Source organism: Sedimentibacter saalensis (assembly GCF_007830175.1).
Taxonomy (GTDB): Bacteria; Bacillota; Clostridia; order Tissierellales; family Sedimentibacteraceae; genus Sedimentibacter; species Sedimentibacter saalensis.
In genome coordinates this window covers 105,409-126,521 of sequence record NZ_VLKH01000010.1, presented here as the reverse complement: position 1 = coordinate 126,521, position 21,113 = coordinate 105,409, and the positions used below count along the sequence as shown (strand labels likewise).

The 21,113-nt window shown below is 34.1% G+C and carries 17 protein-coding genes; 14 read left to right on the top strand and 3 right to left on the bottom strand.

Annotated features, from left to right (window positions below):
* The first annotated feature begins 34 nt into the window (after positions 1-34).
* From lpdA to LY60_RS14765, 9 genes are all read left to right on the top strand, one after another.
* Positions 35-1,741, top strand: a complete 1,707-nt coding sequence (gene lpdA / locus LY60_RS14805) for a dihydrolipoyl dehydrogenase (protein WP_145085589.1) — start codon at positions 35-37, stop codon at positions 1,739-1,741.
* Positions 1,734-2,717 (top strand): lipoate--protein ligase, encoded by a 984-nt coding sequence (gene lplA / locus LY60_RS14800; protein ID WP_170226257.1) that lies wholly within the window; start codon positions 1,734-1,736, stop codon positions 2,715-2,717. The genes lpdA and lplA overlap by 8 nt, the downstream gene beginning before the upstream one ends.
* Positions 2,718-2,875: 158 nt before the next feature.
* On the top strand, positions 2,876-4,003 hold the full coding sequence (locus LY60_RS14795) for a GGDEF domain-containing protein (protein WP_170226256.1): 1,128 nt from the start codon (positions 2,876-2,878) through the stop codon (positions 4,001-4,003).
* Between the two features lie 249 nt (positions 4,004-4,252).
* Entirely contained in the window at positions 4,253-5,713 is a 1,461-nt protein-coding gene (locus LY60_RS14790) for a Na+/H+ antiporter NhaC family protein (RefSeq protein WP_145085580.1), read from the top strand.
* 295 nt (positions 5,714-6,008) lie between these two features.
* Positions 6,009-7,427 carry a LuxR family transcriptional regulator gene (locus LY60_RS14785; protein ID WP_145085577.1) on the top strand — a complete coding sequence of 473 codons (1,419 nt, stop codon included), beginning with the start codon at positions 6,009-6,011 and terminating at the stop codon, positions 7,425-7,427.
* A 124-nt stretch (positions 7,428-7,551) separates the two neighbouring features.
* Entirely contained in the window at positions 7,552-8,124 is a 573-nt protein-coding gene (locus LY60_RS14780; protein WP_145085574.1) for a hypothetical protein, read from the top strand.
* An 11-nt stretch (positions 8,125-8,135) separates the two neighbouring features.
* Positions 8,136-10,268, top strand: coding sequence for a hypothetical protein (locus LY60_RS14775; RefSeq protein ID WP_145085571.1), 2,133 nt, complete (start codon positions 8,136-8,138; stop codon positions 10,266-10,268).
* Positions 10,269-10,277: 9 nt separating this feature from the next.
* The gene (locus tag LY60_RS14770) at positions 10,278-10,832 is read left to right on the top strand and encodes a hypothetical protein (protein WP_145085568.1); all 555 of its coding nucleotides are present in this window, start codon (positions 10,278-10,280) and stop codon (positions 10,830-10,832) included.
* Positions 10,825-11,232, top strand: coding sequence for a hypothetical protein (locus LY60_RS14765; RefSeq protein WP_145085565.1), 408 nt, complete (start codon positions 10,825-10,827; stop codon positions 11,230-11,232). Before LY60_RS14770 ends, LY60_RS14765 begins: the two co-directional genes overlap by 8 nt.
* Before the next feature lie 101 nt (positions 11,233-11,333).
* Here LY60_RS14765 and LY60_RS14760 read toward each other — a convergent pair whose 3' ends face one another.
* A complete protein-coding gene (locus LY60_RS14760; protein ID WP_170226255.1) occupies positions 11,334-13,190 on the bottom strand; it encodes a sensor domain-containing diguanylate cyclase/phosphohydrolase in 1,857 nt (618 codons plus the stop codon).
* Positions 13,191-13,617: 427 nt separating this feature from the next.
* On the opposite strand from LY60_RS14760, the gene LY60_RS14755 reads away from it, so the two are divergent.
* On the top strand, positions 13,618-15,909 hold the full coding sequence (locus LY60_RS14755; protein ID WP_145085559.1) for a sensor domain-containing diguanylate cyclase: 2,292 nt from the start codon (positions 13,618-13,620) through the stop codon (positions 15,907-15,909).
* Positions 15,910-15,944: 35 nt separating this feature from the next.
* Here LY60_RS14755 and rsiV read toward each other — a convergent pair whose 3' ends face one another.
* Together rsiV and LY60_RS14745 are read right to left on the bottom strand one after the other, a co-directional pair.
* On the bottom strand, positions 15,945-16,841 hold the full coding sequence (gene rsiV / locus LY60_RS14750) for an anti-sigma-V factor RsiV (RefSeq protein ID WP_145085554.1): 897 nt from the start codon (positions 16,839-16,841) through the stop codon (positions 15,945-15,947).
* A 12-nt stretch (positions 16,842-16,853) separates the two neighbouring features.
* On the bottom strand, positions 16,854-17,342 hold the full coding sequence (locus tag LY60_RS14745; RefSeq protein ID WP_145085550.1) for an RNA polymerase sigma factor SigV: 489 nt from the start codon (positions 17,340-17,342) through the stop codon (positions 16,854-16,856).
* A gap of 338 nt (positions 17,343-17,680) precedes the next feature.
* Between LY60_RS14745 and LY60_RS14740 the strand changes: the two genes are divergently transcribed.
* From LY60_RS14740 to LY60_RS14725, 4 genes are all read left to right on the top strand, one after another.
* Complete coding sequence (locus LY60_RS14740; protein WP_170226254.1) at positions 17,681-18,469, top strand: helix-turn-helix domain-containing protein; 789 nt, start codon at positions 17,681-17,683, stop codon at positions 18,467-18,469.
* A 307-nt stretch (positions 18,470-18,776) separates the two neighbouring features.
* Entirely contained in the window at positions 18,777-19,421 is a 645-nt protein-coding gene (locus tag LY60_RS14735) for a bifunctional 4-hydroxy-2-oxoglutarate aldolase/2-dehydro-3-deoxy-phosphogluconate aldolase (protein WP_145085544.1), read from the top strand.
* A 1-nt stretch (position 19,422) separates the two neighbouring features.
* On the top strand, positions 19,423-20,445 hold the full coding sequence (locus LY60_RS14730) for a sugar kinase (RefSeq protein ID WP_145085541.1): 1,023 nt from the start codon (positions 19,423-19,425) through the stop codon (positions 20,443-20,445).
* 2 nt (positions 20,446-20,447) lie between these two features.
* Positions 20,448-21,113, top strand: a complete 666-nt coding sequence (locus LY60_RS14725) for a hypothetical protein (RefSeq protein ID WP_145085538.1) — start codon at positions 20,448-20,450, stop codon at positions 21,111-21,113.

Here is a 21,113-nt window from a genome sequence, read left to right as displayed (position 1 = left end):
TTTTTATTTGAAATTATATTGGAGGCCTTAAGAAATGAAATATGATTTAATAATAGAAAAACTTTCCGGACATGACACGTCCGGAAAAATCGGAAAAATAAATAAAAAAGCCGGAGATGCTTTAAATGCAGGTGACACAATATTTTCAATAGAGTCCGGTAAAGGAACAATTAAATATACATCACAATACAAGGGTGTATTAGAAAAATTATCAATTACCGAAGGTGATATAGTAAAAAAGGGTCAGGTTGTTGGAACTGTTGAAGGAGAATTATTTAAAGAAACAGATACAGTGAAATCAAAGCCTGCCTATTCATTTGGTCTTGCAAAGCCTGTACAAAAAAGCTATGAAGTGGATGTAGCAATTGTCGGTGGAGGCCCTGGAGGTTATGTTGCAGCCATAAGGGCAGCCCAGGGTGGAAAAAAAGTAATCATAATTGAAGAAAACAGACTTGGCGGGACTTGTCTAAACCATGGATGTATTCCTACAAAAGCACTGGTAAGCAGTATGGATGCTTTAGAAAAAATAAGACGTTCTGAAAGTTTCGGAATAGAAGTAGGAGAAGTAAAGTTTTCTCTTGAAAAGATAATGAACAGAAAAAATGAAGTAGTCAATACATTGGTTTCAGGCATTGAGCACCTGATGAATGTTCATGAGATAGAATATTTAAATGGCAAAGCTGAGGTGAAAGATTCAGAAACTCTCACCGTGAAAAACAAATCCATCGATGCTACAATTAAATTCCAAAACTTAATCATAGCTACAGGATCAAAGACAGCTATTCTTCCAATTGAAGGTGCGGACAGTGAAGACATTCTTACAAGCCAGGATTTGTTGGAGATGACAGAAGTGCCTTCATCACTTACAATCATTGGTGGGGGAGTTATAGGTATGGAGTTTGCCTTTATTTATAACGCTTTAGGCACTAAGGTAAATGTAGTGGAATTCTTCCCTCAGATATTAAATAATATGGATGGGGATGTAGCAGAAGTAATTAAAACATCTGCCATTGAAAAAGGAATCAATATCTATGAGAGTGCTAAGGCATCAGCTATTAAATCTGCATTAGATGGAACAAAAATTGTTGAAATCAATGAAAATAACGAATCAAAATATCTTATCAGTGAAAAAGTAGCCATGGCAGTTGGAAGAAAGGCAAATCTTGAATCCTTAGACTTAACAAAGCTTGGGGTAGAACTTAATGAAAGACGCAACGGCATAATGGTTGATTCCCATATGAGAACAAGCAACCAAAATGTATATGCAATCGGTGATATAACAAATAAGATACAGCTAGCTCATATAGCTTCCCATCAAGGAATTGTAGCCGCAGATAATATAAACGGAATTGAAAATGAAATGTGCTATGATTTAATACCAAGTGCAATATTTACAATGCCGGAAGTTGCACATGTTGGATTAAATGAAAAAGATGCAGATTCTCAAAACATTGATTACATGACAGGCAAATTCCCATTAATGGCAAATGGTAAGGCACAAGCAATGGGGGAAACAGAAGGCTTTGTAAAACTTATTGCTGACAAGGAAACAAGAAAAATCATAGGCGGAACAATAGTTGGTGTCCATGCTACTGACATGCTTAGTACAATCAGCAACATAATAGTCTCAGGTTTGACTATTGATAAGGCTGCACACGTTATATACGCTCATCCAACTACAGCTGAGTCCATTCACGAGGCATTGCTGAATATTGATGGCCGAGGAATACATTTTGCATAAATTTAAAGTATATCTCTCAGAATCCTTTGACCCTAAATTCAATTTATCAATAGAAGAATGGCTGATGGATTGCAGTGAGCCTGATGAAGTAATTTTGTTTCTGTGGCAAAATGAAAATACCATTGTAATTGGAAGAAATCAGAATCCTTACAAGGAGTGTGACGTTAAGAAGCTTAAAGAAGATGATGTCTGCCTCATAAGAAGATTGTCGGGCGGTGGTGCAGTGTACCATGATCTTGGAAATCTTAATTTCACGTTCATAGCATCTGATAGTAATTATGATGTAGAAAATAATTTAAAAGTGATTATAGCTGCTATTGATAAATTTGGAATTAAAAGCTTTTTTAATGGCAGGAACGATTTGCTTGTAGATGAACGTAAGTTCTCGGGTAATGCATTTCTCAGTGACAAAGGCAAAAGCTGTCATCATGGAACCCTGCTTGTAGATGTTAATTTAGATAAGTTGTCAAGATATTTAACTGTGTCTCCTTTAAAACTAAAATCAAAAGGAATTGAATCTGTATTATCAAGAGTTGTTAACTTAAAAGAAATATGTCCGCAAATGACTATTGAAAGTTTAAAAGCTGCTCTCATAACAAGTTTCAATGAGTTTTACAATACAGAGGCTATAACAATCACTCTGAATGAGAATGAAATAGATGTAGCAAAGTATGTAGAAAAGTATAAATCGTGGGAGTGGAACTATTCAGAAAGTCCTGACTTTTCATTAGTATTAGAGAATAAGTTTGATTGGGGAATTTTTGAAATTAATTTAGAGCTTTCAGATGGAAAAATAGCAAATTGCAGAATATTTACAGATTCCATTGAGCTTGAAGACTTTAGAGTCTTAGAAAAATCACTTGTTAATGTGCAATTTAAAAGAAGTGACATACTTTGTGTTATTGAAAAATACATCAGAGGTGGAAAAATCAAACAAGGACTCTGTAGCTTCATTAGCGATAAAATACACATATAAACTTAACAACCTAAATAAGCCTTCATATGACTATTGAAAGTCGTAGAAGGCTTTATATTTTATTTGATAGAAAAAGCTAATTTTACAAAGTATTGTTGTAAAATTATGGATTTATCGTATAATATATATTAACATGATGCTAAATGCGGAGGAGCAAATTGGGGGATAAAAATAATTACGATATATCTTTTTTATGTGAATTTAAGGACAGAAATATTGAGAAGGAATTTTTAAATTATGAACTAAAAAGAAATGCCAAAGTCATAGGTCCAATAATTATTATATATGGACTTGTGTATTTCGTGTTTGTTGTTTCAGATTATTTTTCAATCATGAACACGCAGTCTTTTCAGTTTATTCTCACGGTTAGACTGATTTTTCTTGCCAGTTCTGTGTTGATCTATATGGGAATGAAGTTTATTAACAATTGTGATATTATGATTTATCTTATAACCGCTTATGAATTTGTAGCTGTACTGGCTTTTTTAATGATAATTAACCAATATGAAACACTCACGTTTCTTTCCATATTGAGTGTTGTTGCAATGAATGCAGCCATCTTCATCACTCCAAACAAGCTTATAAATGCTCAATTTATTTCTTTGTTTCTAAACATTGCTTTTTTCGTGTTTCCTGCAAATCATATTTACGGCATTGATACGTCAGTCCTTATAAAAACAATTTTATATGTCATAATGATTGTAACATATTGCAATATAGGGTTCTATTTGAACAATTATTATAAAAGAAAGCAGTATGCAGATAGTCTGGAACTATTAAGGCTGTCCATTACAGATTCTCTTACAGGAATCTTTAACAGAGCTAAGTTTAACGAAGAATTAAAAAAGTGGACAGATTACTGCAGTAGATATGAAAGTGATATTTCTCTGGTGTTTTTTGACATTGATAATTTTAAAAGAGTCAATGACAACTATGGTCATATGACTGGCGACAAAGTTATACAGGACATTGTTTTATCAATTCAAAATAAAATCAGAAGCACAGATATTTTTGCAAGGTGGGGAGGGGAGGAGTTTGTAATTCTTCTTCCAAATACGGGCAACGATCAGGCTGCTGAAATGGCAGAACGCATGAGGATTGCAATAGAAAAAATCACGGTGAGCGAATCAGAAAATATTACTTGCAGCTTCGGAATAGCAACTTTGAGAGAAAATGAAAGCTCGGAATCTTTTATAAAGAGAGGGGACAAACTTCTTTACGAAGCTAAAAGGAGAGGAAAAAATATAGTAGTTTATGAGATGGAAGTTTTAGAGGAAGTAAGATAATTGTTTTCAGCGCATTATTTTATTAATACATATGAAAAATCTGCAAATAAATGCAGTTTTTTTTATACAAATTGTTATTATGCTTTGATTTATATACATTTAATCAAGTTTGGTTACATTTTAGTTACACAATTTATATAAAAAATAACCTTATTGCTTGCATTAAACGATTATACATGTTATAATTACATTGTTAATTTATTAACACGACATTATACTTTAAACAAAACTTAAGAGGAAGGTATTTTTATGATAGCGTTTTTAAAGTTATCACCAGTGTTTCTAATGGCTGGACTTATGATAGCAAGCAACTTGGGTACATTAGGACTTGACATTTTACAAATTGCACCGATTGCGGTAGTTTATGCAGCCATTATTGCTGCACTTACAGAAAAGGTCAAATTTGGTGATTTGGTTGATTCCGCAGTTAACAATGTAAAAGAAATGCAATTGGTGTTTTTCATTTTAATGCTGGCTTATGCTATGGCAGAATCATTTATGTCAACAGGAGTAGGTGCTGCTATAATCAACTTGGCATTAGGTTTAGGAATATCTGCAAAGACAGTTGCAGTTACATCCTTTATAATAGCAGCCATTCTTTCGGTAGCAACAGGTACTTCTTGGGGAACTTTTGCAGCATGTGCGCCGATTTTTTTATGGCTGAACCACATAGTTGGAGGAAATCCCGTAATCACAGTTTGCGCCATAGCAGGAGGAGCTTGTTTTGGAGACAATATAGGATTAATCTCTGACACTACTGTTGTAAGCTCAGGAATCCAAGGTGTACAAGTTGTAGACAGAGTAAGAAGTCAAGGTCCATGGTCACTTTGCTGTCTTGTTCTTGCTGCTGTATGTTTTTTAGTGGTAAGTATGGGCATGCCTGGTGAAGTAGGCAATGCAGCAGATGCCATAAATCAAATTCCTAAGGAAGTATATGATGCACTGGCAATTGAAAGACCTTCGGCAGTTGAACTTTTGAGCCAGGTTAAAAATGGAGTGCCAATGTTTATGATAGTTCCATTAATACTGGTATTGATTACTGCTATAAAGGGTGTGCCAACTTTGGCATGTCTGGGAGTAGGGCTCATTTCATCACTGATATTCGGATTGTTTGCAGGAACAGTTACTTCTATTCATGAATTCCTGGACAATATGATGACTGGGTTTGCAGATGCAGGATCATGGGTTATTGTTATGATGATGTGGGTTGGTGCATTTGGAGGCATTATGTCAAAGATGCATGCATTCAAGCCATTATCTGATTTCATTGCAAAAACAGCTAAAAGTGTAAGACAGCTGATGTTTGCCAATGGAATTTTGTCTTTGGTAGGAAATGCAGCCTTGGCAGATGAAATGGCACAGATAGTAACTATTGGACCTATAATCAAGAACTTGACAGATGAAAATGTAGAGGCAAAACCTGAAGACATGTATAAATTGAAGTTGAGAAACGCAACTTTTTCAGATGCATTAGGCGTCTTTGGTTCTCAGCTGATTCCGTGGCACGTATATATAGGATTCTACGTGGGAATAGCTAACGCAGTATATCCACTGTATAACTTTGTTTCATTTGACTTAATAAGGTATAATTTTATGGCAATAACAGCCGTAGTCTCAATTTTACTGCTGACATTGACCGGATGGGACAGATTTGTTCCGTTATTTAAACTGCCGTCTGAGCCAGATGTTAGTTTGAAAAAAAGGGCATAAGAAAAATATCATTAAATAGTAATAAGGGTAGTTTGCAAAAAAAGTATAGAATCTAAGTATAATGTTCTAAAATTAAATTACAAATATTAGCATGAATTTAGCAGGATAGAATTTTTTAACGTTCTATCCTGTTTTAGTTGAATGCTATTTAATTTATAGATGGAATTATAAATACAGCATATTTATAACAGATTTATTTCATATTCCTATTTTATTTATTAATTGTTTTTTGAAGGATTCTAAAGTATAATTTAAAAAATAAATATTAATTAACAACTATTATTGTGGGTGTATTATGATGAAAAATGAAAGCAAGAAAAATATTTTTATTTTAAATGAACGGAACTTTTCTGTCCTTGTATTTTCCTTGTTTTTTTCTTGGCTGCTTGCATTTCCTTTTGAAGGAAAGGTTTTGTATGTTTTTTTGGAAAAATATCAAATTGATGCAGATAGCGTCATTTTTGAATCAATAGTGGCTCACCTTATGGGATTATTAAGCTGTTCATTTTATGTGAAGAATATTAAATCAGCAAAAAGGCTTATTATTATCTCTATATCTGCTTGTATAGCATGTACTTTTGTGTTTCTTTTCAGAACTGAATTTGTATGGAAGCTTGCATTGATTTTATGCTCTTATTTAGCAGGAGCTTCTGTATCAGCATGGGCATTTTATTTTAAGCAATTGTCCCAATCCAATGAACGCATAAAGATTGCAGCTGATGTATTGATTTTTTCTAATGTTTTTATGATTATCATTAACTTTATAGCCGTTAATATATCTGTAACTGCTGGAATAATAATTTCCATAGTCATGCTGGCAGGTGCTCTCATATTTGCTTTAAAACTTTCTGATAATTATTGTAAGACACAGGCAAGTTGTATTGAAAATTACAGTAAAATTAATATCAAAAACCCTTTGGTACTTTTATGTTTTTTTATTATTGTTATGACTGTTAATTCAGGTCTCATGTATCAGGTCATAAATCCTGATTTTGAACATTTTCCAATGCTGACAAGCTGGTATTGGGCAGTGCCTTACATTGCAGCCATATATATTATGAAAAATCTAACTGATAAGACAAATAGAACTTATATTCTATATGTGGCCATTGCAATGATAGGGTTTTCCTTTATAGCATTCATGATTTTCGACCGATCAGTTTTAAGCTATTTGTTGATTGACACCCTGCTGCTGGGTGCTTTTGGTGTTTATGATCTTTTTTGGTGGAGCATAATAGGAGAAATTCTTGATTATACTGAAAACCCTTCTAAAATTCTTGGCATCGGGCTGTCGGCTAACGTTTTTGGCGTTCTCATTGGAGGTATTATAGGCAGTGCTATTTACAACACAGATAACAGTAAATTAAATTCATCTGTGTTGGCACTTGTTATATTATTTATTATACTTATTATTTTGCCCATACTTCATAACCAACTCTCAAGGTTATTGAAAAATCATTCGTATCTGACATCAGTTCAGGAAAGAGAAAAAGATTTTAATGCTTATGAAAAATATAAGATATTTAATGAACTTACAGAGAGAGAAAATGAAATTGTCGGCTTGTTGTTAAATGGCAGGACTTATAAAATGATTGCAGAAGAATTATATCTCAGTGAGAATACTGTAAAAACTCATATAAAGAACATTTATTCAAAGTTACATATAAAAAGCAAATCTGAATTGATTAAAATGCTTTCTGATAAGATAATTTAAAATCTCATGATTTTAGCACTGTCACCCGAAAAAGGTGATGGTGCTTTTTCAATTTCACCCGTTAATAATGATTACAAAATTCCAGTAGCTATATATAATAAAAATAAAGGAAAGGAGGCAGTCAATGGCCGGTTATTCTGCTAAAATAAATGATCCTGCTTTCAATAAATATATTTTAAACACGAGCAGGTGGTCAGCAATTTTTTCAGTTTTTCTTGCTTTAATTGCAATTGTTGGATTTTTTATTTATGGTGAAACAAGCAATGAAATGGAAAATCCCCAGGCTTTGTTAATTGGGGTGGCTGTAGGAGCAATGTTCATGTTGGTGGCTTTGTTTCAAATAATTTCAAGAAACAAAGATAAAACATGGGATGGTGTTGTCCTGGATAAAAAAATAGAGAAAAAGCAAAAGAAACAAAATTCATTAAATAATGATTACTACATTAATTATTACACGGAATATAAAGTGATGATTGAGGATAATGAAGGAAAAGTTCACAGGATTGTAAATGAAGATGATGATACGGTTTACAATTATTTTAAAATAGGAGACAAAGTACGTCATCATAAGGGATTGAATTCTTATGAAAAATATGATAAGTCAAATGATACCATTGTATTCTGCAATGCATGCGGAAGCATAAATGACATTGAGGACGATTATTGTTTCAGGTGCAATTGTCCTTTGTTAAAATAAAAGGAGGCTATATGAAAAATAAAAAAGTATTTATTGCAATTATATCAGTCTTATTGCTGGCGGGATGTTCAAAATCGGCAGAAAATAACACAGAAGAGGCTATGGTACCGTCGGAAGCGGGGGCAAATGTTTTTGAACAGGAAGTGAAGGCTGATGACAAAGCAGTTGTAGGTGAAGCAGAAAAAGATGGAGCAGAAATAATGCTGCCTGAAAATACATTTGATGAAAATGTTGTAATATCTATTGAAAATATAAGTGATTACAGCGCAGACGGCTTTAGGTTTTTAGGTGAACCAGTTTCAGTGGGTGTGAAGGGCAAGGAAACTGTAAGACTAAATCAACCTGCAACCCTAAAATTCAAAATTCCAAATGACCAATTGAGTTCTATCGAAAAAGAGGAAGATGTCTTTGCAGCTTATTTCAACGGCACAGAGTGGGAATATTTTCATCCTGACAGTGTGAATCTCTCTGAGGGGACTGTTGAATTTACAACGTATCATTTCAGTGATTATGCTGTGGGACAGCTTTCCCGCCAGGAACAGCTGAAATATTATGCCCAAAGAATGGCAACAAACACTTGGGCAAAAGAAGACCAGGAAAAAAACTTCGTAGCAAAATTTGAAGGCTATCTTAACGACACTCTTGCAGATGCCTACGGCATAGAAAACAAGGAAACCACAAGGAAAATTCTTCAGTCAATGGCAAAGCAGATACCTTATATGGGAGGGATGTTTGTCAGTGCAGCAAATGGTGATGAATTGGAGTTTGCAGAAAACTTCTCTTCCGCAGCAGGGAAAATAATTCTTGACCAGATGAAGCTGGACGGTGATTTCATGGAAGAATCCGTAACCATTGCAAGCACCTATGGGAAAATGGCAGGTGATATGTCTGAAGATGATTATGAGGAAGCATTGAAGGATATTGCAAAGGGTCTGGCAACTACAATAATCAGCAAAAACATTGCAGGTAAAATGCTGATTGCCGGTGCGGAAATAATTGATGTTGCAATTACCGACTGGAAGGATAAAAACATTGAGGATGCTTTTTCGGCATATAAAAACGGTGCAGACGGAGAGCACGGATACAATTTGGATGCAGGAGACTTTGAACAGCTTAAACTTCAAATGAGGGGAATAAGCCATAAAATTTATTCTGATGGAATAAATGCTTATTGCAAAAGAAACAAAATCAGCACCGATGATTTGACAGAAGAAGAGGAAGAAAATATCAGGAGAGAAATAGACAGAAAGCTGAAGCAGGAATTCGACAACAGAATTGCAAAAGAACAGGATGTGGACAAACAAAAAGAGTACCATGAAAAGATACTGAAGATGTTTGAAGACAGAGGACTCCTGGAAGAAGGCTCTTTTGGTTACGATTATGGAATTACTCTTGAAGATAGAATCGAGAGATTATATCTTGTCATGGGACAAATATTAAGCCACACAGACAAAAAGTTTACTACCAGCACAACAGCAGGCGAAGGAGAAATATCAATAGAAGATGTATGCAAACTCATAGGAGTGTGGTATTCGGACAGAACAAACGGAAAGACTCAATATTTCGCAAAACTTAAGGAAATGGGTCATGCAAAAGAAGAAAAAGCTACTTCGGGGGAATATGCATGGGTGCTGACTGAAGTTGTGGATGGATCTAATGACAGCGAATGGGACCTGCAGAACCTGTCTGAAAGTTATACCTATTCTCCAAGCTATGGAAGAGGAGCGTATTCCGTAACAACAACTTACATTGGAGAATCTGATGATTATTACGATCCGCCTTATGTTAACGGTGAGTCGCTTACTGTTCAGGCAAACTGGAGCACTCCACCGGATGTAATAGGGAAGGATGATGTGGTTTCATTGAGTGGAACCATTACTGCCACAGCCAATACTCAATCAGCATTCAGATGGTCAGGATCAACAGGAGCTTGGATTGATAATACAAGGCTTTCAACGGAAGATGGAAAAACAACTTTTGAAACAAATGATGGCAACAACTATGAATCTCAGAGCGGAACTGTTACAGCTTCATTTGGTGAGGGAAGTGAAGGTGCAAAAAGAGTTATCGAGATATATTTCTTCAGCAGTAACAAGCTTTTCACCCAATATGTCTATGAATGGAAAGCTGTTGGCTCAAATTAAGGTATTAATATGGATACAAATATAATAGAAAAGGCACAATGGACCAACAGTATTCCCATATTTAAAAATTTAATAATATTAAAACAGCTGGGTATAGCCGTCGGCTTGCCATTTGGACTTGTAATTACCTTCATTTTGATTTCGTCCGGATGGAGTAAGGATTCTTTATATGCAGCGGCCTTAATAATTACGGCTTTGCTTTTGGCGTATTTATTAATAAAAGTAGTTTATGGCGGGAAATATGAGGCAGAATTTGCTGTGGATGAAAAAGGAATATATTGCCGTACAGAAGAAAAACAAGCTTCAAAAAGTCGATTATTGAATGGATTGACAGTGCTGGCAGGAATATTTTCCGGAAATCCTGCTGTTTCCGGAGCAGGACTTCTGGCTAAGTCAAAAAATCGCATATTCATACCGTGGACAAATGTAAGTAAAATAAAATACATTGAAAAGCATTTTGTTATATTGATTAATGGCGGATTTGCAGAAAAAATTACTTTGTTTTGCACTAGAGAAAATTATGGTGAAATAGAAAGAATCATTAAAGGTAAAACAAATGCATAGAAAAGTATCAGGAAGATTTCTAATTTCAATAATCGGTGCCCTATTGATAATTTACGGCATTAGCATGGTGCTGCTTGGAATAACTGGTGAAAAAAGCATGGCAGTTATTACTGATGTAAGAAGGGAGGGGGGAGAACTTCCATATGCAAGATCCGGAAAGTACATGTTCAACATGAGCTATACATTTGAACTTCCAAACGGAGAAGTTTTCTATGGATATACTAAAAAAAATAGTGACGGTGTATATATAAAAAAACCAAATACTGTGGTTAATGTAAAATATTTAGAAATTTTTCCTCATTTTAACGCACTGGAGGAGGATACAAGATTCGATGCCGGGAAACTGATTTTAGTTGCATTTGGGTTATCATTAATCATTATTGTCAACATAAGAGAATAAATTACTAAATATAGATATTATTACATTAAAAGATCAGCAGTAATATGCTGATCTTTTTGAATGTACACATTAAGTGTAAATAAATATTGTAGAATATACCATTAATGATTTTTATTATTTTCTATGTTATTGTAATTTTCAATAAAAACCTTTACAACATGTGGATCGAACTGTGTTCCGGAATTATTCTTGATTTCTGCCATAGCTTCATCAACAGACATTGCCTTTCTGTATATGCGGTTCTCAGTCATGGCGTCATATGCATCACTGACAGCCAGTATTCTTGAAAGAAGTGGTATATTTTCTCTCTTTAGACCTTTAGGGTAACCGGATCCATCCCATTTTTCATGATGACACAGAATGTATTGAGCTACAGGTTCCAGCTCCGGAGAAGACATTGCTATTCTATATCCGATTTCGGGATGTTTTTTCATTATTGAGCTTTCAATATCGCTTAACTTTCCGGGCTTATTTAAGATTCTATCGTCAATTCCTATTTTTCCGATATCATGAAGCATTGAAAAAAGTTCCAGCTCATCGAGTACATTAGGAGGAAGCCCCATATTACTCCCGATTTTCCTTGAAATAAACGCAATTCTTTTGGCATGTTCCTCAGTTTCATGACTTCTTTCATACATTGTAGCCATTATTGAAGATAAAATTGCACTGTGAGAACTTTTGCTGTTGAGAAGCTTTCTGTTGTGCATTACATCGCTTGCATCTTTAAGAGCTTTGTCTATACTTTCATTTGCATTTTCTTTAGTGCTTATGCCACATGAAATACTTATATCAAAGGCTCGGTCTCTTATTTTTTTGTTGTGCGCTTCACAGCAATTTTGCAGTTCACGCTGTACATAGGCACCTTCATAATTGCTGGTGTTTTTCATAATAATGCTGAATTCGTCACCTGCAGTCCTGGCTATGATGTCATTTTTCCTGCAGCAGCTCTCTATTATCTTAGCTGCTTCCTTAATAACCTGATCACCTTCATCATATCCAAACGCATCGTTTATAAGGCGCATTCCGTTGATATTTACTATCATAATAGTTACTGGAAGGCATTCATTCATGTTGTCCAGTCGATTTTTCTCATCATCGAAAAATTTCCTGTTGTATAAGTCTGTTAAAAAATCATGTTCGCTTAAATACTTTACTTGTTCTTCCCTGTCTTTTCTATCTGTAATATCAAATATGATACCTTCTAAAGCCTCAATTTTACCGTCTTCATTATAAATGCTCTGACCGATTTCTGATACCCACTTGCATTCTCCGGAAGCAGAAACAATTTCATATTCATATCTGAAAGGTGTTTTTAATGTCTGTACTCTTTCCCATTCCTTCCATACAATACATCTATGCTCAGGAGCTATTATATCACTGTAGGAAAGCGTTTTGTTGTTTATGAATTCTTCTGGATAATAACCTGTTAACTTAAAACATCCATCTGACATAAACTGCATAGTTCTTGATTTGTCAGGGAGGCAGCGATATGCTGTTCCCGGTAGATGAGAGAGCAGGACGGCCTTGCTTCTTTCGCTTTCTCTTAATGACTCTTCGGCCATTTTCTTGTTAGTTATATCCTGAACAATACACATTCGGGTTTGAGCAGCATTGCCCAAATCCAGCCTTGCTATGACCATGTTAACCCATGTAAATGATCCGTCGGGCTTAATATATCTTTTTTCCATTGAATAATTGTCTATTTCATGTGCCAACAACCTTTTTAATTGACTCATATCATATTCTATGTCATCAGGGTGAGTTATGCTTTTCCAATCAATGCCTGCCAACTCTTCCTTTGTTCTGCCCAAAATCTTCTCATACGTCTTGTTGAAAGGCTGAAATTTTGGAGAAAATTCTTTGGCAAATTCATCGGAATCGCCTATGCTTATACCTAATGGTGCCTGTTCAAGTATTGTTCTGAAAAGCAGTTCACTTTCTTCCAGCTGTCTTTTCATTTCATCAAATTCTAATTTGTCACTTCTTAATTTTTTATTTTTTTTAATTAATATAGAAAAAAATAATACTATTATAAATATGAAAAGCAATAGGACATAAGAATGAATAGTATATACAAATGCTGATGCTGCCATATTGTCACCTTTGTAAATTTATTTTTTAACTACATAAACTATTATCGTCAGAATACGATATTTATTAAGTATAAGTCAACATCATATTTTATAAAATATAGTCAGCTGATTAAAAAGAATTTTACAAAATTCATTTGATTTTTTGACAATATCCGAAAACTTTTTTCTTTCAAAAGAGACAAATAAATGTTACAATCTGTATGAAATAAAGGCATACTAATTGTAAGATTATATAAGGAAATTCATTAAAAGGATATCTGAATATTTCTATAGTTCAGAGCTGGTATAATTCTTGAAATCAAGGTTTACAAACATTAAAAATATTAATATAATCATTCTCCTGATAATTGCTTTTCTTATTTCATTTAGCAACAATTATGATTCTTCATTTGATGAATTCGAAGAAACTTCAAGAGCAAGGGGAAATCTACTCAGAGAGCATGTTCAAATAAGCAGCAGTTTTATAAAAAGTATGTCAATATACGGGAATCTATTTTTTGAAAATGAGTATGTCATTGACAACAAATATTTAAGCTTATTAACATATGAAGAAGAAACAAATACTTTCAGCTTGGATACCATCAAAGGTACTCAGCATGAAAAAGAAACAGGAAACATTACAGGCATCGGACAGATTCCAGAAGAAGGAATGGTAAGAAATGAAATAAATCTTGCACTGCAATACAATAAATTCTTTTCCAGCCATTTTGAAAAGTATCCTGATGTGGCGTGGTTGTATTACACAAGTAATAATAACTTTATAAATATATTCCCATGGGTTTCATCAAAAGACTTTAAATATTCAGAAAATCTTAAAACGGTGGAATTTTTTAAGGTGGCAAATCCCGAGAATAACCCCACGCGTAAAATAATATGGACTTCCGCATATGTTGATCATGCAGGAAAAGGGCTCATGGTTACATTGTCGGCTCCGGTATATGACGATGACACATTTAAAGGTGTTGTGTCTTTGGATTTAACAAATGAATGGCTTAACAACATTATAAATTCAAACTATGAAAGCTACCTGGTGGACGAAACAGATACAATTCTGGCAACCAGCAGCAAAAGTATGTCATCTGATCAAATTCACAAAATATATGATTTAAGCGAAGTTTCTAAAAATTATGTAGAAACTATGAAAACTTATGAAAAAGAAACAGTTCATAGACTGGGCGGTTATTATTTTTATTCTGCTTCTTTTGATGACACACCATGGAATTTATTTATTCGAGTACCTGTTTGGAGAATTGCAGTTGAAGCATTGGTAGCAACATTTCCCATAATCGTAATAAGTTTATTGCTGCTTATTTCAATACAACAGGTTGATGAACGTAAAAAAAGCGAGTTAGCAGTGAAAAAAGAAAAAGAACTTTTTAAAACCACTCTTTTCTCAATCAATGAAGGAATTATTGTCACTGATAATAAAGGCAAAATAACCCTTATGAACAATATTGCGGAACAAAGAACAGGATGGAAAAAGCAGCAGGCATATGGTCAAGACTTCCAAAATGTGTTTAACAGCGTTAATGTTAATACAGGTCTTAAAAGCAAAAATCCGGTTAATTATGTGCTTGAAACAAAAGAAAATTTTGATTTTGAACAAAATACTGCATTGATTTCAAACAGCGGATCTGAAATTTACATAAGAGGCAGCGCAGCAGGAATTATTTCCGATGACAAATCCATAGCGGGTGTTGTAGTTTCATTTAAAGACATGACAGTTGAATATGAACAGGAAAAGGAAATTGAGGAATTTCTCAATATGAATCTTGATATGCTTTGTGTCACAGACACAGGCGGGATATTTCACAGGATTAATAAAAAGTTTGAAGATGTTCTAGGTTATAAGGCTGAAGATCTTGATGGAAAGAGTATTTTTTCGTTTATGCACACAGAAAATGCAGATAAATCAGCTGTAAATATTGCTGATGAAAAACATATACCTTCGGATTTCATAAGCAGGTTTCTTTGCAGGGACGGTTCATATAAATTTCTTGAATGGCACACACAGACAAGTATTGGCAAATACATATATTATTCTGCAAGAGATATTACAGAAAAAGTTGCTACTGAGAAAAAATTAAGAGAAGATGCATTTAAAGATCAGCTGACAGGCATCAACAACAGACGTTTATTTGATACAATTATTGACAATGAAATTGATATGTCAGAAAAAAGCAACAAACCACTATCAATGATATTGCTTGATTTAGATAATTTTAAAATTGTCAACGACACATATGGTCATCTTGTTGGTGATGAAATATTAAAGCAATCAGCCCAGACAGTAAGCAGTATCATACGCAAGTCTGATATTTTTGTGAGATACGGAGGCGAAGAGTTTGTGATATTGATGTCCCAGACATCAGAAGATGGAGCTGTTTTATTGGCTGAAAAAATACGCGCTGCTCTGGAAGAAAAAAAATTTACTGTTGCAGGCAGACAGACTGCAAGCTTCGGCGTAGCTGTAAGAATGAAGGGCGAATCTTTTGAAGACTGGTATCAGCGCCTTGACAAAGCCCTATACAAGGCTAAGGAATCAGGAAGAAACAAAGTTGTCGCAGCAAGTTCAATGAAATAAATACCCCGCATAAGACTGCGGGGTTGTGAGATGTATTATTTTATATATTCATCACTTATTAAAACATCACCAAGGATATCAGAAGGGATTTGAAATTCCAGTACTCCCATATACCCAGGTGCAACTTCATATTTGTCAAATGAAATAACCAGTTTATTTTCATTATTTATATAAAAGCTCTGATTGCTTGATATTTTGTTAAATACAGCCATAGATGAATCTTCGATGCCTTCAATCCAGTAAACATTGTATTCATCAATCTCGTGTAATTTAATCATTTGTTCTTTTATATTTTCGCTTATGATATCAATATAGCTTTCATCTTTGAAAAGGCTTGGGAGAGTTATCAATATTTCATTTTCCTTGTCAATGGTATCATATTGAAAAGTCGTGGAAGAAGAACCAACCGTATTGACAACATAACGCCCCACTGACAATATTTTGTCTGTATCGGTTTTTACAACATACCCGCTATCAACGCCAAGGTGGCCACCGTTGTTTGCTTTCATACTTTCCATGTCTTTTGCAAATTGTTCATACAGCAATTTGTTTTCTTCCAGATACTTTTCATTGAGGCTGCTTTCAAGTTCCTTATTTTCAAGACCTTCTATTGCAGGTGTCTTTATGTTTGCATTATATGTGTCTTCATTTATTTTATATTCTCTGAATGTCAAAACCCTCACTATCTTGTTTATCACAGGTATTTCTGAAAGCGTAAGAGCCAATGCTTCGCTTGTGTTAATTCCTACGGTGAAAACCGCTGTAATGACTGCTGCCGTAGCTGCCGTTGTTTTTGCTATTTTTAAGTATTTTTGTCTGTTCATTTTTTTCTTCCCTTCCATTAATGATTTTCTTACTGCAAAATCCAATTCTTCCGGGATAACTATATTCATGTAATCATTTTTAAGCTGATCTATATTATTATTTTTCATGGCAATCCTCCATTAATCGTTCATTTCAATTCGAAGCTTATTCAGCGATTTATATAACCTGGTTTTAACCGTATTTACATTTTCGCCGAGTATTTGTGCAATTTCTTCTAATTTTAAATCCTCAAAAAATCTTAATATTACAATGCTGCGGCAGTCGCCGGGCAACTCATCCAGTGCATTATTCAAATCAATATTTTCATATTCATCAAAAACACAATCATAAAAAGCTGCAATGTTTTCTTCATCCATGGTTACCACCTTTTTTTGTTTTCTAAGAAAACCCAATGATGAATTGATTAATATTTTGTAAAACCATGTCTTCATATATTCTGAATTTTTCAAGGTGTTTAAAGAAACATATGCCTTGAATACAGCTTCCTGCACAATATCCAGCGCATCATCAGCATTTTTTACATAACTGTAAGCTATCCTGTAGTGCTTCTCCTTATTTTCTATAACATAATCTTCGTATTGTTTTTCTAATTTTAACCTAGTTCGCACGAATTTCACCTTTCCTTGTATTGATGCACATCTTAATTGTCTTAACAGTCTATAGACGCAGCAAGGATTCAAAAAGTTTTAATTATATAAAAAATATATTTCTATTAAACTTCAGATTAAAAAATACCATACATTTAATATGATTGTAAAGGAAAATAGGATTATAATTCTATTTTTTAAAATAAATGCTCAGTACAAAAAGCTTGCAATATATACATCATAATAATAGAATATTAAGTAATATATGTTCCATAGAGAATGGGACTAAAATATTTTGAATTATATTCGGAAATGTATAGAGATTGGATGTAGTTATTTTCAACTAAGGAGGTATGAATATGTCTTTTCTTGAAGAAAATGAGTGGATGCTTTTGAATGAAATAGCATATAACATTTCTTTTATATACTCTTTGGATGAGATGAGAAAAAATGTGCTTAATTGGATTAATATGCTGATTAGTTTTGATGGTGCAGTTTTTTCTCTGATTGAAAAGGATGCCAGTGTTTTAAAGGGTTCTATTGGCTGTAATATTGATGAAAAGTATGTGAAAATATATGAGAAAGATTATATGAAAAAAAGCCCTATAAGCTGGATGATTAGAAGCAGAAATGCATCTGCTAGCAGGGAAAGCGATTCATTGTCAAAGGAAGCTATTTCTATCAATGAATTTTATAAAGAATTCTATTCTCCAAACAGATTTTGCTATTCTGCGTGTATGAATATTGTTTTTCGAGAAGATGCTGTTGGACTAATATCAATATATAAACGCAGAGAGAACGGAGACTTTACCAACAGGGATTTGTTTGTTCTTAACCAGTTACAGAAGCATTTCGCATACAGGCTGTATTACGAAGCAAAGAAGGGAGATACTCGTTACTTCTATGCAAAAGGATATCATGATAGAATTTGCAAGGAATTCGGCTTAACTTCAAGAGAATCAGAGCTTCTAAATTATGCGGTAAAAGGCTACAGCAATGAAAAAATTGCTGAAATTATGACTATAAGTATACATACAGTTAAAAAACATTTTCACAGCCTTTATATGAAGATGAATGTGAAAAACAGAGTGCAGATGCTACAGTGCTTGCCTCTTTCAACAAATAAAATCAATTTTGATGAGATATAAAGAAAATGCAAGAACTTATCGGTAAAACCGTTAGAGTTAAAAATACAAATATTACCAATTTATGACACTAAATTTTCGTATCATATTGATTGAGAGGGCTGAATCCTGTATACAGGATTTAGTCTTTTTTTAATTTAATAAATTATATATTTCACTTTAAATACTGACATTTAAATTACACCTTAGTCTACTAAAAATATTCTAAAGTATATGACATATATAAGAATGTCCAAAACAATTAGACCTTAAGTTGGATTTTTTATCATATGCAAAAATGTTATATTAACCACAGATTGGGGTGAATAAAATGTGCATTAGTGAAATTTCAAAAACAGGTATTGTTCCGGTAATAAAGCTTACAAAAATTGAAAACAGTGAGAGACTGGCAGAGGCTCTTTTAAATGGCGGAGTAAATGTCGCTGAGATAACATTTAGGGCTGCAGGTGCAGAAAATGTTATCAGACGAATTACCAAAAATTTTCCAGATATGATTGTAGGAGCTGGAACTGTAGTAAATCTGGAACAAGCGCGAAGTGCTGCTGAAGCAGGTGCTAAGTTTGTTGTTAGTCCAGGAATTGATGAAGAGATTGTAAAATGGACTCAGGATAATGGGCTGGTTCCTTTGCCTGGCTGTGTTACACCTACAGAAATCATGATTGCTGTAAGATTTGGTATTAATGTTGTTAAATTTTTTCCTGCAGCTCAGTATGGAGGTGTGGACACTATTAAGGCACTGTCCGGGCCTTTTGAAAGCCTAAGATTTATACCAACAGGTGGTATTTCAATTGGTAACTTGGCTGAATATGCTGGAGAAGAAAAAGTTGCTGCTTGTGGCGGTTCATTTATGGTTTCATCTAAACTTTTGGAGGAAGAAAAATGGAATGAAATTACTGAGATTTGTATAGAAGCAAGAAATATTATTGAATTGGCTAGAAAGATAAGGAGAAAATGAAATGGCTAAATTTATTACATTTGGTGAATTAATGCTTAGGCTTGCACCGAAGGGATACTTAAGGTTTTTACAGGAATCTGAATTTCAAGCAACTTTTGGCGGAGGTGAAGCTAACGTTGCAGTCTCACTTGCCAACTATGGACTGGATGCAGCTTTTGTTTCAAAGTTGCCTGTACACAATATAGGTCAGGCGGCTGTTAATAGTTTGAGATACTTTGGTGTAGACACTTCAATGATAATAAGGGGTGGAAATCGTGTAGGAATTTATTATCTTGAAAAAGGGGCTTCTCAGAGACCTTCAAAGGTAATTTATGATAGATCTGAATCCTCAATAGCAGATGCAGTTTCTTCTGATTTTAACTGGGATATAATTTTCAAAGATGCAGAATGGTTTCATTTTACAGGAATAACACCTGCACTTGGGCCAAATGTAGCGCAAATTTGCTTTGAAGCTGTTTTGGCTGCTAAAAAAGCAGGATTAACGGTAAGTTGTGACCTTAACTATAGAAAAAACTTGTGGACAAGTGAAAAAGCGGAACAAACTATGAGTCAATTGATGGAATATGTTGATGTTTGCATAGCTAACGAAGAAGATGCAGAAAAGGTATTCGGAATTAAAGCTGAAAATACTGATGTTACATCAGGAAAACTTAACTACGACGGTTATAAGGAAGTTGCGCATAAGTTAACTAATAAGTTTAAACTCAAATATGTTGCTATTACACTTAGAACGAGTATTTCAGCAAATGATAATAAGTGGTCTGCAATGCTTTATGATGGAGTTAACTACCATTTCTCAAAAAGCTATGACATACACATTGTAGACAGAGTCGGTGGTGGAGACAGCTTTGGAGCAGGAATAATCTATGGATTATCACAAAAAATGTCTGCTTCAGAAAGCATTGAATTCGCTGTGGCTGCCTCATGTCTTAAACAAACCATCGAAGGTGACTTCAATTATGTATCTGTTCAGGAAGTTAAAAATTTAATGAACGGAAATAGAACAGGAAGAGTACAGAGATAACTATGAAAAAATGTGATGTATTATGGGCATTAGGATATTCAATGCTATTTTCCAGTGTGGCTACCATAGCGCTTATGGGCAAGCTTACTATTTGGAACAAGGAGTTTCCTTATTTGGGCGGATTTATTCAGTTTATGATTTTTGCTTCTTCAGGAGAAATTTTATCAACTAGAATTTTATATGGAAAATGGGAGGTAAATAAGTGTGCTATTTCTAAAGCTATTATGTGGGGAATTGGTGGATTATTTGTGACAATAGCATTTAAAGTAGTAAGCGGAGGAGTTGAACTGGCTATGAAGGACGAAATGCTCCCTTTCTATGGAAGCCATTTAGCAAAGGCATTTTTTATAAGCTGCTCTGTCAATTTGTTTTTTGCTCCTATACATTCTGCAGCTATGAGAATATTTAGTAACTATTTTGAAGAAAAGTATCTGTATAACAGAAAAATGACAGTGTATGAATCGGTAACATCTGTTGAATGGGGGGAATTTGTTGAATTTAGTTTTTTCAAGACTATTCCTTTCTTCTGGATCCCAGTCAACACATTAATATTCTTACTTCCAGAATATCTTCAGGTAGCATTTGCTGCAATGTTATCTTTGGTATTCGGGATGTTAATGACTTTATTAAAACACAATGAGAGAATGAAATCAGAAAGGATAATATAA

Coding starts and splice junctions, on each gene's coding strand:
- lpdA (WP_145085589.1), top strand. CDS start 35: ATGAAATATGATTTAATAATAGAAAAACTTTCCGGACATGACACGTCC.
- LY60_RS14790 (WP_145085580.1), top strand. CDS start 4,253: ATGATAGCGTTTTTAAAGTTATCACCAGTGTTTCTAATGGCTGGACTT.
- LY60_RS14785 (WP_145085577.1), top strand. CDS start 6,009: ATGATGAAAAATGAAAGCAAGAAAAATATTTTTATTTTAAATGAACGG.
- LY60_RS14780 (WP_145085574.1), top strand. CDS start 7,552: ATGGCCGGTTATTCTGCTAAAATAAATGATCCTGCTTTCAATAAATAT.
- LY60_RS14775 (WP_145085571.1), top strand. CDS start 8,136: ATGAAAAATAAAAAAGTATTTATTGCAATTATATCAGTCTTATTGCTG.
- LY60_RS14770 (WP_145085568.1), top strand. CDS start 10,278: ATGGATACAAATATAATAGAAAAGGCACAATGGACCAACAGTATTCCC.
- LY60_RS14765 (WP_145085565.1), top strand. CDS start 10,825: ATGCATAGAAAAGTATCAGGAAGATTTCTAATTTCAATAATCGGTGCC.
- LY60_RS14760 (WP_170226255.1), bottom strand. CDS start 13,190: ATGAAAAGACAGCTGGAAGAAAGTGAACTGCTTTTCAGAACAATACTT.
- rsiV (WP_145085554.1), bottom strand. CDS start 16,841: ATGAAAAATAATAATATAGATCAGCTTAAAAATGATTACATGAATATA.
- LY60_RS14740 (WP_170226254.1), top strand. CDS start 17,681: ATGTCTTTTCTTGAAGAAAATGAGTGGATGCTTTTGAATGAAATAGCA.
- LY60_RS14735 (WP_145085544.1), top strand. CDS start 18,777: ATGTGCATTAGTGAAATTTCAAAAACAGGTATTGTTCCGGTAATAAAG.
- LY60_RS14730 (WP_145085541.1), top strand. CDS start 19,423: ATGGCTAAATTTATTACATTTGGTGAATTAATGCTTAGGCTTGCACCG.
- LY60_RS14725 (WP_145085538.1), top strand. CDS start 20,448: ATGAAAAAATGTGATGTATTATGGGCATTAGGATATTCAATGCTATTT.